The sequence below is a fragment of the Bacillus sp. FJAT-26390 genome (genome assembly GCF_001682865.1).
In the GTDB taxonomy this organism is placed as follows: Bacteria; Bacillota; Bacilli; order Paenibacillales; family Paenibacillaceae; genus Pristimantibacillus.
Window position 1 is genome coordinate 87761 of record NZ_MAQX01000022.1, and the last position, 14580, is coordinate 102340.

12 protein-coding genes are annotated in these 14580 nt (G+C 47.3%); 11 read left to right on the forward strand and 1 reads right to left on the reverse strand.

Going from position 1 to position 14580, the window contains the following annotated elements; genetic code table 11:
- Positions 1-21 precede the first annotated feature (21 nt).
- From A7975_RS17620 to A7975_RS17660, 9 genes are all read left to right on the forward strand, one after another.
- Positions 22-1602, forward strand: coding sequence for a response regulator (locus tag A7975_RS17620; RefSeq protein WP_065385989.1), 1581 nt, complete (start codon positions 22-24; stop codon positions 1600-1602).
- Positions 1603-1696: 94 nt separating this feature from the next.
- On the forward strand, positions 1697-3427 hold the full coding sequence (locus tag A7975_RS17625) for a sensor histidine kinase (RefSeq protein ID WP_053377654.1): 1731 nt from the start codon (positions 1697-1699) through the stop codon (positions 3425-3427).
- A gap of 136 nt (positions 3428-3563) precedes the next feature.
- Positions 3564-5264 (forward strand): type 2 periplasmic-binding domain-containing protein, encoded by a 1701-nt coding sequence (locus A7975_RS17630; protein WP_053374573.1) that lies wholly within the window; start codon positions 3564-3566, stop codon positions 5262-5264.
- 96 nt (positions 5265-5360) lie between these two features.
- Positions 5361-6335: an ABC transporter permease gene (locus tag A7975_RS17635; protein ID WP_053374574.1), complete on the forward strand. Its 975-nt coding sequence runs from the start codon at positions 5361-5363 to the stop codon at positions 6333-6335.
- A gap of 39 nt (positions 6336-6374) precedes the next feature.
- A complete protein-coding gene (locus A7975_RS17640; RefSeq protein WP_065386384.1) occupies positions 6375-7295 on the forward strand; it encodes a carbohydrate ABC transporter permease in 921 nt (306 codons plus the stop codon).
- 19 nt (positions 7296-7314) lie between these two features.
- The gene (locus tag A7975_RS17645; protein ID WP_065385990.1) at positions 7315-8340 is read left to right on the forward strand and encodes an endo-1,4-beta-xylanase; all 1026 of its coding nucleotides are present in this window, start codon (positions 7315-7317) and stop codon (positions 8338-8340) included.
- Between the two features lie 28 nt (positions 8341-8368).
- Entirely contained in the window at positions 8369-10411 is a 2043-nt protein-coding gene (locus A7975_RS17650) for an alpha-glucuronidase family glycosyl hydrolase (protein ID WP_065385991.1), read from the forward strand.
- Positions 10412-10516: 105 nt separating this feature from the next.
- Entirely contained in the window at positions 10517-11344 is an 828-nt protein-coding gene (locus A7975_RS17655) for a DUF4362 domain-containing protein (RefSeq protein WP_065385992.1), read from the forward strand.
- A gap of 50 nt (positions 11345-11394) precedes the next feature.
- Complete coding sequence (locus tag A7975_RS17660; RefSeq protein WP_255314326.1) at positions 11395-11877, forward strand: hypothetical protein; 483 nt, start codon at positions 11395-11397, stop codon at positions 11875-11877.
- Between the two features lie 76 nt (positions 11878-11953).
- Here A7975_RS17660 and A7975_RS17665 read toward each other — a convergent pair whose 3' ends face one another.
- Entirely contained in the window at positions 11954-13072 is a 1119-nt protein-coding gene (locus tag A7975_RS17665; protein ID WP_255314327.1) for an ATP-binding protein, read from the reverse strand.
- Positions 13073-13280: 208 nt separating this feature from the next.
- Here A7975_RS17665 and A7975_RS17670 point away from each other — a divergent pair, with 208 nt between their 5' ends.
- Entirely contained in the window at positions 13281-14060 is a 780-nt protein-coding gene (locus A7975_RS17670) for an SDR family oxidoreductase (RefSeq protein ID WP_065385993.1), read from the forward strand.
- A 5-nt stretch (positions 14061-14065) separates the two neighbouring features.
- On the forward strand, positions 14066-14518 hold the full coding sequence (locus A7975_RS17675) for an HIT family protein (RefSeq protein WP_065385994.1): 453 nt from the start codon (positions 14066-14068) through the stop codon (positions 14516-14518).
- The last annotated feature ends 62 nt before the right edge of the window (positions 14519-14580 follow it).

The window sequence follows — 14580 nt, forward strand, 5'->3', positions numbered from 1 at the left end:
CGCTAATTAGGAGGAAAAATGATGCATTTGCATAGTGCAATTTTGGTCGATGATGAATCATTTACTCGCAAAGGCTTGATGAAGCTGATCGATTGGGAAGCCTGCGGTTTTCATATTGTAGGGGAAGCAGACAATGGCGAGGATGCGCTTGAGCTGATCAAGCGCGTACAGCCTGATCTTGTTATAACGGATATCCGTATGCCTGTTATTGATGGGCTTGAGCTGATTCGGCGCGTCACCTTGGAAAATATAGCCATTCCTTATTTTATTATTATAAGCGGTTACAACGATTTCAACTATGCGCAGCAAGCGATGCGTTACGGCGTCCATGACTTTGTCGTGAAGCCGATTGATGAGGTTGAATTCAGCGCGATTCTTGATCAGCTGAACCATAGGCTGAGGCTTGAGCAAGAGGAGCAGGTGCGCAGCGACCGGCTGCTCGGCGGCGAAATGATTAAATCCCTTATTCTCGGAGAAGCAAACGAAGCATCCATTGCAGAATGGGAGCATCGTCTGCAATTGAGACAAGCAGAACGTTTATACTATTTGTTCGCTGAGCTGAATGACAACCACGGCTGGCAGCCTGCCGAGGCTCAAATTTCAGATGCACGTTTCAAGGAGGTCGTGGAGCAGGAGCTGAATCGAATTACGGCTGCGGGTCAGCCCATCTGTCTGCATGAGCATCGCAACCGTATCGGCATTCTGCTGCCCAGCTCCCTCTTTGCGCCCTTCAATGGGGAGCTTGAGCGATTTTTGAGCCATTTCAGGGCGGCGCTGGATGCTCATTTTGGCAAAGGCGTGTTTCTGTATGCGGGATCTCCCGTCCATAAGCTGTCAGACATTCGTGAATCCTACATGGCTGCGAAAGAAGCGATTTTATATAAATATGTAAATGAAGAGCAGCGAATCGTCATCTCCGAGCAGATCCAAGCCGAGAAGCTGAATTACATCGGATTTGATTCGGCTGCATTTAATCGGTTTATGGAGCAAATGGAGGAGCTGCAGCTGGAAGCGGTGAAAGCGACTATCGATAGATGGTTTCACGATTTTCGCGAGAAGCGTTACGCGCCAGAGGCCGTGAAGATGAACATTCAACAGTGCTTGATGGGCGTCCTGAAGACCATTCGGAGCATGGAGGGGGACGAGCAAGCATTGCTGACGCTCAGACCGCTGCTTGGCTGGCATGACATTAATTTATCGCTAGGCGAATTGAAGCGGCTGTTTACCGCATTTATCGAAGAAAGCCAGTTGCATATTGCGGAGCTTAGGAAGGAACAGCAGAAGGGCGGCATTCAAAAAATTAAAAGCTATATAGAAGTTAATTATTCGCAAAATATGAGCTTGAAGAGCATCGCGGCGCAGTTTTACGTCAATCCGGTCTATTTAGGGCAATTGTTCAAAAAGACGTACGGCGTATATTTTAATGAGTTTTTGCTTCAGCTACGGGTGAACGAAGCAAAAAAGCTGCTGCGCCAATCCTGCACCATGCGGATCTATGAGATTGCCGAGATGGTCGGATTCAGCAACGCTGATTATTTTGTCACCCAATTCGAGAAAATCGAGCATATGACACCGTCCGAATACCGCAATAAGCTCATTTAAGCTTGCACTCCAACATCATCCGATTGCGCTGGAAAAGGGGAATAAACGCGTGAAGCTGCACCTTAGTCTTAACAATGTTCGCCTGAGGAATAAGATGCTCATCCTGTATCTTTTTTCCGTGTTTCTTCCAATCGTATTAACCAACGTGATTTTCTATAACGTAACGACTAACAATGTGAAAAATCAACGAATGAAGGATATTGCACGGGCAGTGGAGCAGATCAACAATGAATTCCGCTCCGAGGTTGAGGATGCCGTTACGATCTCATCGGTGTTTTATACCGATTTTAATTTAAATCAAATTTTAGAAACCGATTATCAGGAGCCTGCTGCCTATATCGAAGCCTACGATACCTATTTTCGAAGAATTTTGAATAGCTATACCCCCGTTTATACTTCCATCCAAAGCATCAAAATTTATGTTGAAAACCCGACCATGCTGCATTCAGGCGGCGTTGGTTATTTGTCGAACGAAGTGAAACAGACGGATTGGTTCAAGCTGCTGGAAAAAAGAAACAACGCCTATCCGATTTTTATCCGGACGCAGCAAGAGGACTTATATTTGAGAAGCGAGGAAACGGCCGTCCGGGATACGTTCAGCATCATCCGCGAGATGAACTATTACGAATCAAAAAATAAATGGAAAAAGTATCTGAAAATTGATTTGAAGACGAGCACGATCGAACAGATTTTCCGAAACCAGAACCTGCAGGGCAACATCTATTTGGTCGATGACAAGGGACTTATTGAATTTACGACGGACCCTGCGGTGGACTGGAGAAAAGAAGCTGTTGCCTATGACTCGCTGGACTTTCCAGCCGATTCGATTGCTTTTGACGCTAACAATGCCTATGTAAGCTACTTGGAGAACTGGCGTATTGTAGGGACGATTTCCGAGGAAGAGGTGCTGAGGGATGTACGCCAATCACGGGAATTTGTCATTGTTTTGGCATGCCTAAATATATTCTTCCCGACGCTCATTATATTATGGATTACGCGCTCCTTGCACGAGAGGTTAGTTCGTATTTTGCGGCATATGAAGAAAGTGAAAAACCAGCATTTTGATACGATCAAGCAAGGGGAGTCACTCGATGAAATCGGGCAATTAACGAGTGAGTTCAACCGGATGACGATCCAAATCAAAAGCTTGATTGATGATGTGTATATCGCGGATATTCAGACCAAATCATTAGAGCTCGAGCGCAGGAAAGCCCAGCTCAATGCGCTGCAAAGCCAGATCAACCCCCACTTTCTGTTTAATGCGCTGGAAACGATTCGGATGCGCAGCTTAATCAAGGATGAGACGGAGACGGCTAAGATCATTCATAATATGGCGAAAATATTCCGAACATCGCTGACCTGGGGCAAGGATCGCGTGATGGTTAGCGAGGAAGTGGAATTTATCGTTTGCTTCCTGGAAATTCAGAAATACAGGTTCGAGGACCGCATGAATTATCAGATACACATTGCCCCTTCCGCCAAAGATTGCATGGTGCCGAAAATGATGTTTTTGCCCTTTGTCGAAAATGCGAGCATTCACGGCATTGAGCCGCTGAGAAACGGCGGCAAAATTGACGTGCGCGTCGAGCGCGAGGCGGACATGTTAATCTTCTCGATCAACGATAACGGAATTGGAATGGACGAGGAGAAAGTGAAGCAGTTTTATGGTTATTTGGAGAGCGAAGAAGAGCTGGGGGAAAGAATTGGCGTCCAAAACGTTATATACCGCTTGAAGCTGATCTATGGCGACCGCTTTCAGCTGTTAATCAAAAGCTCGCGTGGACAAGGCACTTTTATTCGGGTAGTCGTTCCCGTGGAACTCTAAAGCCAGCCCATATGCGAATAACGTATATGTTTTTTAAAGCACGAACTATAGTTTATCGGGTAAACAAAGTATTTTATTTTTCCTATAATGAAAGTGCTTACAAAATATATTTAGACTTGAAAGGGGCTAGAAAAAAGTGACAAAGAAATTATTATTTGTTTGTTTGGCTGCCTTCATGATTTTCACTGCTGCATGCTCGAATAATAACAACGGCGGAGAAGCAAAACCGTCAAACGGCGCTGGCAGTCCAACTACGGCGACGGAGGGTGAAACGGATAAGCCGGTTGAAAAAGTGACGTTTAGTTATTTTAACGGCGTTGCGGCAGCCAAGGATACGAACTCTAACGAGACAACGATCGGAAAGCTGCTTGAGGACCAAACGGGTGTTAACTTTAAAATCGAGCATTTGGTAGGCGACCTGAATACGAAGATCGGAACGATGATTGCCTCTAACGCTTACCCGGATGTGATGATCCCGGATGCGGCAATCGATAAAATTCTGGATGCGGGAGCTTTCATCGCGCTTGATGATCTTATAGAACAATATGGTCCGAACATTAAACGCGTGTACGGTCCTTATTTCAATCAAATGAAAGCTGCGGACGGTAAAATTTACTTCCTGCCTTTCTCGAATACGGTTGGCGAGTATATTCCCGATCCGAACATTAACCAAGGCGCGTTCTGGGTGCAGCGCCGCGTGCTTAAGGAAGCGGGATATCCGAAGATCAAAACGCTTGATGAGTATATGGATCTAATTAAAAATTTCGTAGAGAAGCATAAGGATGAGGATTTGACAGGTATCGTTTCCTTGACGCATGACTGGAGATTTTTCGCAACCTCCAACCCGCCGAACCATTTGGCAGGTTATCCGAATGACGGCAACGTGATCGTGGATATGACGACTTTTGATGCGAAGACGTATGCAGCGGATGGCAATACGAAGCGTTGGCTGCAAAAATTGAACCAAATCAACGCCGAGGGCTTGTTCGATAAAGCTTCCTTCGTAGACAACTACGATCAGTATTTGGCGAAATTGACTTCCCATAAAGTAGTCGGCTTCTTCGATTATGGCTGGCAGTTCGCGAACGCGCAAAATGCGCTTAAAGACGCTGCCAAGCAAGACCCAACGCAGGATGACTTTGTGTATTTCCCATTGCCTGTTACCTTTGACGGTCAGAAGGACCAGTACCTGGATCCTCCAGGCTTCGTTAAAAACCGCGGCATGGGCATTACCGTAAGCGCGAAGGACCCTGCCCGCATCGTTCAATATTTGGATAATCTCTTGACGGACGAGAACCAAATTCTTCAAAAATGGGGCATTAAGGGCGAAACGTACGAAGTGGACGACAAAGGCCGGATGTACCGTACGGCTGAGCAAATCGCGAAGATCGATGAAGCGTTTAACGAAAAGTTCGGCTTCAAATATTATTCGTGGAACTGGCCGCTGTACGGCAACGGCTCATCTCTTCCAGACGGCAACTCCGTTGCTCCTGGCTTGCAGCCTGAAGTATTCCAAATGAGCTTAACGAATGAGGATAAAGCGATTCTTGATAAATACGGCGTAAAAACCTATGCCGAATTGTTCGCGGCTCCGGATGACCGTCCATGGTACCCGGCATGGGGCATTCCGAAGGAGCAAGGCTCCGAGCAGCAAATTTGGGAAACGAAAAAAGACGAACTCACGAAAAAATATTTCCCTAAGCTTGTCCTCTCGAAACCGGCGGATTTCGAAAAGGTATGGACGGAGTATACTGACGCATTTGGCAAGCTCGATACGGCAGCCTACGAGAAATGGACGACAGAAGAAGTGAAAAAGCTGATCGAAGCTGCAAAATAATCGTTATCTAGGTTGTGGCGAAAGGCCGGATGAAGCAAGCTTGCGCCGGCCTTTCCTTCTCCACAGCCCGATTCAGTCCGGAAGGAGAGAGATAAGATGGACAGTAAACCAACAATGTCAACGTCAAATCCGGTGTTGCCAAAGAAGCCGACAGGACTGAAGTATTTTGCCAGAAAGCTGGTCGAGCAACGCGTATTAGTGCTCATGTCCGTACCGTTTCTAGCGTGGTTGTTTATTTTTAAATACATGCCTCTATGGGGGTGGACGATCGCCTTCCAAGACTATAAGCCTGCCAAAAGCTTTAGCGAGCAAAAATGGGTCGGGTTTGATCATTTTCAGTTTCTGTTTCAGGATGAACGGTTTATCCGCGTTTTAAGAAATACGCTTGCGATGAGCGGAATCAACCTGATTCTTGGTTTCGTGACGGCGATTACGCTGGCATTGCTATTGAATGAGGTACGTAAGGTCGCCTTTAAACGGATCGTTCAGACGGTCAGCTATTTGCCGCATTTTATTTCTTGGGTCGTTGCGGCCAGCATCATTCAAACGACTTTATCGCCGGATGGCATCATCAATCAATTGCTGCTATGGGGCGGCTTTGTCGAGAAGGGCGAGGAAATTTTATTTCTTGGCATACCGGAATATTTCTGGGGCATTTTTGGAGCTAGCTCCGTGTGGAAGGATGTTGGCTGGAATACAATCGTCTATTTGGCTGCAATGACCATGATTGACCCCGCGCAATATGAGGCGGCGGAGATGGACGGGGCAGGCCGGATTAAACGAATGTGGTACGTCACGCTGCCGGGCATCAAGCCGGTCATTATCGTATTGCTGATTATGAATATCGGGTATTTGCTGGAATCGGGATTCGAGCCGCAGTATTTGCTGGGCAACGGCATGAACATCGATTATTCAGAAAACCTTGACATATTTGTTCTGAAATACGGCATTGCGCAAGGCAACTACTCGCTCTCGATTGCGGCGGGGATGTTTAAGACGATCATCAGCTTTATCCTATTGTTCGGAGCGAACAATCTTGCGAAGCGAATGGGCGAGTCCAGACTGTTTTAAAAGGAGGGGTACAACGTGGATAATAGGGCAACAGAATCGATGTCCAAAAATGTAAGCCGGGTACGCTCGTCACGCGGCGATCTTATTTTTGATCTATGCAACTATGTTTTTCTGACCTTGCTTATGATCGTAACCTTATATCCCTTCTTGAACACGGCCGCCGTATCGCTTAACAATGCGACCGATTCGATTAAGGGCGGCATTTATTTGCTGCCAAGGATATGGACACTAGACAACTATGCTTATGTATTAAAGGAATCAACGATTTTCCATGCGACGCTGATCTCGATTCTTCGTACCGTCATCGGTACGGTAGCTACCGTATTTTGTTCGGCGATGGTCGCATACACGATTACGAGGCAGGAGTATGTCCTCCGCAAGTTCGTTACGATCGCGTTTATTTTGACGATGTATTTTAACGGGGGCCTCATCCCTAACTTTCTCTTGATTCGCGACTTAGGGCTGCTGAGCAATTTTTGGGTTTACATTTTTCCGGGCTTGATCGGCGTGTTCAACTTGATCATTATTCGTTCTTTTATTGAAGGGCTGCCGGAGAGCATTTTGGAATCTGCGAGAATTGACGGAGCGGGCGATTTTAAAATGTTTTACAGCATCGTGCTGCCGCTGTGCGTTCCCGTGCTGGCAACCGTTGCTCTATTCTCGGCAGTTTATCAATGGAATCAGTGGTTTGACGTCTTTCTCTACAATTCATCGAATATCGAGCTTAGCACGCTGCAATATGAGCTTCAGAAAATTTTGCAAAACTCCAACGCCTCATTGACGACGAAGACGGCTGGCGACGCGTTTGCCAATGCGAACAACTCGGGAGCCAATACGGTGACGCCGTTCGCGATCCGCGCAACGATGACCATCGTGGCGTCCTTGCCGATCATTATGGTGTATCCGTTCCTGCAAAAATATTTTGTAAAAGGCATGACGGTAGGCGGCGTGAAGGGTTAATCGAATAGGGGGAAGATTCATGAGAAGAATGGATGGCGGTATTCCTAAGCTGTACGAAGCATTTAGCGGCTCCTTTGATATTGGGGCAGCGGTTAATCCGCGCACGATCGTTCAGGCAGGCGATTTAATTGCGAAACATTTTAACAGCCTGACCGCTGAGAATGAAATGAAATTTGTGAGCGTGCATCCATCAGAGGATACCTATACGTTTGAAGCGGCAGACAAAATCGTAGCTTTTGCAAAAGAACATGGCAAAAAAATGAGAGGGCATACGCTGGTTTGGCATAATCAGACGACGGAGTGGCTTTTTCAAGAAGCGGATGGAAGCCCCGTTAGCCGTGAAAAGCTGTTTGATCGTTTGAAATCACATATCGATACGGTTGTGAAGCGTTACAAAGAGGACATTTATGCTTGGGATGTAGTAAATGAAGTTATTACGGATGAGGGCTCAGACCCGCTGCGCCCATCGAAGTGGCTGGCTATTGTGGGACCGGAATTTATCGCCAAAGCGTTCGAATTCGCTCATGAAGCAGACCCGAAGGCACAGCTTTTTTACAATGATTATAATGAGTCCAATCCGCTGAAGCGCGATAAGATCTATCAAATGGTCAAAAGCTTGCTCGAGCAGGGTGTGCCGGTGCATGGCATCGGACTTCAAGCCCACTGGAGCTTGTATAGCCCCGGCTTAGATGAGATCAGGGCAGCCATCGAGAAATATGCGTCACTTGGTCTAAGATTGCAATTGACTGAGCTTGATATATCGATGTTCCGGCATGATGATTTGCGGACAGATTTAGCCAGCCCGACGGGCGAGATGCTGGAGCTGCAGGAGCAGCGGTATGAAGCCGTATTTCATTTGCTGGAGGAATACCGGAATCATATTGATGCCGTCACCTTCTGGGGGGCTGCGGATGATTATACATGGCTGAGCGACTTCCCTGTTCGAGGGCGGAAAAACTGGCCGCTGCTGTTTAATGAGAGCCATGAGCCAAAAGGCTCGTTCTGGCGCGTCGTCAAGCAGGCTTCGCAGTCTAAAGGGAGCTAAGACAGCTAACAAGGAGGCAATTTGTTTAGTGAATAGCCATGCATATAAGGCTTGGCTGAATGATTCTCCGCTGAAGAATGAACAGTTGAAAGCGGAGTATTCAGCTATAGTTGAGCAGATTGTATATGGCGGTGAACCATCCGGCGTCTTGGAAACGGCAATAAAGGAGCTGCTTAAGGGCATCCAAGCTTGCCTCGGCATAACGCCAACCATTCAGAAAAAGCCCGATGCCGGCGGCTGCCTTCAAATCATCGTTATATCGGATGGAGTGCAATTGGAGGATTGGAAGCTTGGGAAAGAGGGATTTGCGCTTCAATACAAGCAAGCTGCCGATAATGGACATTTAACGCTTGCCGCAGTTTCGGAAGCGGGTATCTTGTATGGCGTTTTCCATCTGCTGCGTCACATAGGCGCAGGCAAGCCTGTAGCGGAGCTTAATGCGGAAGAGTCGCCCAGCAACCAACTGCGCATGATTAATCAGTGGGATAATGCCGATGGTTCGATTGAGCGAGGGTACGCGGGACGTTCTATTTTTTATGAGAATGGAGCGATAACGACCGATTTGCAGCGCATAAAAGACTATGCCAGGCTGCTTGCTTCCGTCGGACTTAACGCGATCTCCATTAACAATGTGAATGTCCATGAGGTGGAGACGGGATTCATTACCGAGGAGCTGCTGCCATCAGTAGCGGGCATTGCGGGCATTTTTCGCGACTACGGCATTAGGTTGTTTCTAAGCGTTAATTTTGCAGCGCCTTTGCAAATAGGAGGCTTGTCCACAGCAGATCCGCTTGATGCGGGCGTGCAAAGCTGGTGGAAGGAAACGGCAGAGCGGATCTATTCGTTTATACCTGACTTTGGCGGTTTTGTCGTGAAGGCAGATTCCGAGCATCGGCCGGGCCCGTTCGCTTATGGGCGTGATCATGCGGATGGGGCGAACATGCTTGCTGATTCGCTCTCGGCCTATGACGGCATCGTTATTTGGCGGTGCTTCGTGTATGACTGCATGCAGGATTGGCGGGACCGGAAGACGGATCGCGCCCGTGCGGCTTATGACCATTTTAAACCGCTGGATGGGCGTTTTCGGGGCAATGTGCTGCTGCAAATTAAAAATGGGCCGATGGATTTCCAGGTGCGGGAGCCCGTTTCCCCGTTGTTCGGCGCGATGAAAAAAACGAATCAGATGATGGAGTTTCAAATTACGCAAGAGTATACCGGCCAGCAAAAGCATTTGTGCTACTTGGTGCCGCAGTGGAAGCAGGCGCTGGATTTTGATACCTATGCGGAAGGCGCGGCAACGGAAGTAAAACGAATCGTCGATGGCTCGATATTTGGCATGAAGCAAAGCGGGATTGCTGCCGTATCCAATATTGGGAATGACGAAAGCTGGACTGGGCATATTCTCGCACAAGCTAATCTTTACGGTTACGGCCGGCTCGTCTGGAATCCGAATCTATCAGCCGAGGAAATTTCCATCGAATGGACAATCGCTACGTTCGGAGTCGATCCGCTCGTTACGTCCACGATGAGCGGGATGCTGATGAAGTCGTGGTCGATCTATGAAAGCTACACGGCGCCGCTTGGCGTTGGCTGGATGGTTGCGCCGAACCATCATTATGGCCCGGATGTAGATGGCTATGAGTATTCACGGTGGGGAACCTATCATTTTGCAGACCGGGATGGCATTGGCGTAGACCGGACACGGGCAAGCGGAACAGGGTATACGGCGCAGTATGAGGAACCGAATGCTTCGCTTTATGATAACCTTGAGACGTGTCCGGACGAGCTGCTTCTCTTTTTCCACCATGTGCCCTATACCCATAAGCTCCATTCTGGAAAAACAGTCATCCAGCATATTTACGATACTCATTTTTGGGGCGTGGAGGAAGCGGAGAAGCTGGAGCGGGAATGGGCGGGCTTAGCGGGCAAAATCGACGAAGCAAGGTTTGTTCCGATTGCGAATCGATTGTCCGATCAAGCGAAACACGCCAAGCAGTGGCGCGATATTATTAATACGTATTTTTTCCGAAAATCGGGTATTCCTGATGCGCTAGGCCGCAAAATCTATTAAAACCTTAACAGCCCTTTACCGTGATTCGGTAGAGGGCTGTTTGCCGCTCGTTTGATGCAACCTTTACAAATTTGTAAACGTTTGTAATCATGAGGTGATCGTAGTATGTTTATGACAAAAATAAGGACTGCACTACTATTGGCCGTATGCTTGACGGCAGCTGTGGGCTGTACGCCAAAATCAGAGCAGCCAGCTGCTTCAACCGGAAGCAATAATGAATTAGCGACGACACCGAATGCCGGTGAAAGGGTTGCTGCCGAGCAGGTTACGGTAAGCAGATCGTTGCAGTTTGGAAAAGTGAATGCTGCGGTATATGGTGTTTTTAAACAATCAGCGGATATAAAGGTATTTGAAGAGGCGATAAAGACGGCTGGAAAAATAGAAGGTATCCTTGATATCTCAAAGCCGGATTACGATATTGTCATCGCTTCTGGCCGCTCGCAGCGCAGCGTGCATCTATGGCTGCACCCAAAGTCGGAGATCGGCATGTACACGGAGGTAAGCGATACCGGCACCGGTTATAGACTGACGGCTTCGTCGACAGAAAAGCTGAAGAAGCTGATTATGGAGCAGCGCTACAGTTCGGATCTGGCAGAGAAAAATGGAGATGTCGTGAATCTGCATGGTAAATGGAGCAACGCAAGCAAGTGGAAACAATTCGTAAACCACGTGAAAGACGGCACAATGGATGCTGTTCATGTCACCTCCTATACGATTGAAGGCGATCCTATTTTTCAGGATTTATTGTTCGATGGAGAAAAGATTGAATATACATTTGATAATACGCATGATGCATTTGGAAGCCCGATTAAGCCGGTCTCTTTCTGCAGCGCAATTGAAACGAGCAAAACAGCGGAAGGAACGGAATACAGGCTAGCTGGCTGCAGCGGGGGAGAATCGGAGAATCCGACTTTTAGCTTGCTGATGCCGTGAAAGTTAGTGGGGACTGTACTCAGCATTACTTTAAGGTAAGGAGTGGGGTTGTGAAGTTAAACAGAGGATTCGAGTCTATAGCGATTGCGATGAAATGGAGTCTGATCACCGCTGTTTTTGTTTTGTTAAGTGCTTGCGGGGACGGTGTGAAAGTCGAGCATATAGAAGCTTTTGCGATGGAAACCTCGGAGGAAAATGAAGAAGGCATATATGAACGAACAGGCTACCTGAAATCGAATTCTATTTCAATTATTGTAGAAGGCAAAAATTTTATCAAATCTGAAATTAAATCGATTGAGGACTTTTACGATAAAGATGGAAACTATATGAAAACGGAAATCAAACATTCTAAAGGTGGCATAACTCAAATCACGGAGGTTGAAAACGGAAACACTCTGAAAAAAGAGCTGCTCGAGCCTTCAACTATTTTGATTCCTGACGAAAACATAGTGCATGTTCAAAGATATGAGCTGTCTGACGATGAGAAAAAGCAGCTCAAAGAGCATGTATTATCTTTTATGAAGAAGCTGTAGGTGCTTCTAAGCTGCAAGAGGTTCTCTTTTGGAAAAGAGAGCCTCTTGCTTTTTTGTCTTGTCATGTTCGAAGTAACTAATCGAGCAGTTCAATTTTTAGATTCGGATAGTTTTTTCGCAGCTCAGCTATTTGATTAGTTAGTATCGTTTTGTCAAAGCGGGCTCCAAAAACATGCTGATCCGGCGTGAATGTCAAGGTTGTACCCGTTTCCTTCGTCACGCCAATGATCATGAGCTCGGATTGTGGAATGCCATGCTTAAAGTCCTGCCTGAACACCTTGCCATCGCGGCGGACCTCCACGGAAAGCTTCTCCGAGAGCGCATTAACGACAGGCATGTCAATGCCTTTGAGTCCGCCCGGAGCAAGGATGGATGCACTAGCGTTAAAATGGCCGATTCCAGTTAGTACGGCTTGCACCGGGGTCTTCGTGGAATGCGGGAAAGCTTGGGTAGGAATGCCCCGTCCATTATCGGCAACAGTGATGCTTTTATCGTCTTGAACAATGATGGTGACCTCGGTGGAATAGCCGGCTTGATGCTCTAGAAGGGTGTTTTCAACGACTGACCACAAGAGATGATGAGGATCATAATCGCGGCCTGCGCCTAGATAGGACTCGGCGTCATTTCTGACCTCTGTCAGCTCCATATAATCTGTTGTATCAAGCAAATCAGAGCTTGCGGCGAGCAGCAATAGAAACGGAAGCGAACGATGTGGAGGAAGTGAATACTTACCGCCGCGTTCCTCTTGCATTAACAGGTCGGCGCCTAACAAAGCCTTGGTATGGTGATAGAGCTGGCCCGTTGTCCCCATATTCAATTGCTCCACGATTTCAGAACCGGTAAGCGGCTGGCGCATGACGGCTGTTAAAATGTCCAAACGTTGTTTGTTGCCGAGGGCGGCCAATATTTTAGCTACTTTATCACTGTTCAGGTCAAGCAATTGCGCGACGTCTTGCTGTCTAGGTGCCCATCGAAAACCATTTCCACCATGATATTGGCCAGAATAAAAGATGGCTCCTAATTCATTTTCAACGGCTGCATTAGCGCTTTGTTCATTTAGATCATCCGTCTTCAAAAGCTTTTGCGGGGAGCGGGCGCTGATTAATTGGCTTACCAGCTGCTTAAGCTCATTCATATCTTTGGTCAATAAATCCAGCTCTGAACCGTAATCCCTTGCTGTAGTCAAGCAAATCACCTCACTGTTGTTTTTAAAAAACGTAATTACGTAACTACGTAAATTATAGCATGCCGGATTGATGTTGTAAATGATAACTAAATGCTCTGCGTAGATTTAATGTTCTCCGCGTCCACTCACTGGGGTTAATGTTCAGCAGGTCAAGGACGGAGAGGCGTAGAAAGTATATGGAGCAGAACATCGTGGAAACAACTGGAGGGAACAGCAAATGATCTCATTAAAAAATAAAATAGCAATCGTTACCGGCGCCAGCAGGTCAACGGGGATTGGAACGGCGATTTGCCGCTCGCTGGCACGGTTAGGGGCAGATATCTTTTTTACGCATTGGCAGCCCTTTGATGAGACGGAAGGCAACGGCAGTGAGAAGGATTGGCCGGAGAAGCTGCGCCATGAATTGGAAAGCTTGGGCGTTAGGGCAAGCCACATGGAGGCGGATTTTGCTAATCCTGAGACACCGGCTCTTATTATGGAGCAAGTTGAAAAGTCGCTAGGCAGCGCTTCGATTTTGATCAACAATGCCACCTACTGCGTACCAACCCATTTTCGGAGTTTAGACTTTCAATTGCTCGATCAGCACTATGTCGTGAACAATCGCGGGCCGATTTTGCTAAGCACAGCATTTGCAAAAAGCTTCGAGAAAAATCATGCCAAAGGGACGCCCGGAAGAATTATATTTATGGTGTCCAAAGGACCTGACCCGGATAATCTGGCGTATATTGCAACGAAGGGTGCTTTGATCGGTTTGATCGAGCCGCTCTCGGTAGGATTGGCGCCGCTCCAAATTACCGTTAATGGATTTGATCCTGGCCCCACCGATTCAGGCTGGATGAATGAAGAGATGAAAGCAGGTTTCCTGCCGATGTTCCCTATGGGACGGATCGGATTGCCGGAGGATGCAGCTAGGGCGATCAGCTTCTTAGCGAGCGATGAGTCCCAGTGGATTACAGGACAAGTGATAAAATCCGAAGGTGGGTTTTTGGGCAAATAGTTAGCATGCAAAAGGGGGAGCTGGAAGTGGAAGACCGTCAGTGCTTAGGTTGTAAACTTGCAAATAATAAAATGGAAACGCATATCGTTTATGAGAATGAGCTGGTCACTTGTTTCCTTGACCATGCGCCTCTAAATGAAGGGCATATTCTCATCCTTCCCAAGCAGCATTACGTTGATGTCGATGATTTGGACGAAGCAGCCGCATTTGAAATTATGAAGACATCCGCCATGCTGGCGAAGGTGCTGAAGAGACGGTTCCAGCCGGATGGCATTACGGTTATTCAAAATGGCGGTATATTTAATGAGCTGAACCATTATCACATGCACATTTTTCCGCGTTATGAGTCGGATGGTTTTGCATGGGTTGAGCCGGCTGATACGACGAACGCGAAGGGGCGTTTAAGCGATACCCGTGAGCAGTTGATGACGTTAGTTAGCCAGCAGTTGTCTGTTTAGCTTCGTCACCAGCAAGTCAAGCAGAGAGGCATTGAGCTAGTTTTTATCTTTAATCTCCGAAT

Bases quoted from the DNA above. Each gene is read 5' to 3' on its own strand.
- A7975_RS17620 (WP_065385989.1), top strand. From the start codon at position 22: ATGCATTTGCATAGTGCAATTTTGGTCGATGATGAATCATTTACTCGC.
- A7975_RS17625 (WP_053377654.1), top strand. From the start codon at position 1,697: ATGCTCATCCTGTATCTTTTTTCCGTGTTTCTTCCAATCGTATTAACC.
- A7975_RS17635 (WP_053374574.1), top strand. From the start codon at position 5,361: ATGGACAGTAAACCAACAATGTCAACGTCAAATCCGGTGTTGCCAAAG.
- A7975_RS17640 (WP_065386384.1), top strand. From the start codon at position 6,375: ATGTCCAAAAATGTAAGCCGGGTACGCTCGTCACGCGGCGATCTTATT.
- A7975_RS17645 (WP_065385990.1), top strand. From the start codon at position 7,315: ATGAGAAGAATGGATGGCGGTATTCCTAAGCTGTACGAAGCATTTAGC.
- A7975_RS17655 (WP_065385992.1), top strand. From the start codon at position 10,517: ATGTTTATGACAAAAATAAGGACTGCACTACTATTGGCCGTATGCTTG.
- A7975_RS17670 (WP_065385993.1), top strand. From the start codon at position 13,281: ATGATCTCATTAAAAAATAAAATAGCAATCGTTACCGGCGCCAGCAGG.
- A7975_RS17675 (WP_065385994.1), top strand. From the start codon at position 14,066: ATGCAAAAGGGGGAGCTGGAAGTGGAAGACCGTCAGTGCTTAGGTTGT.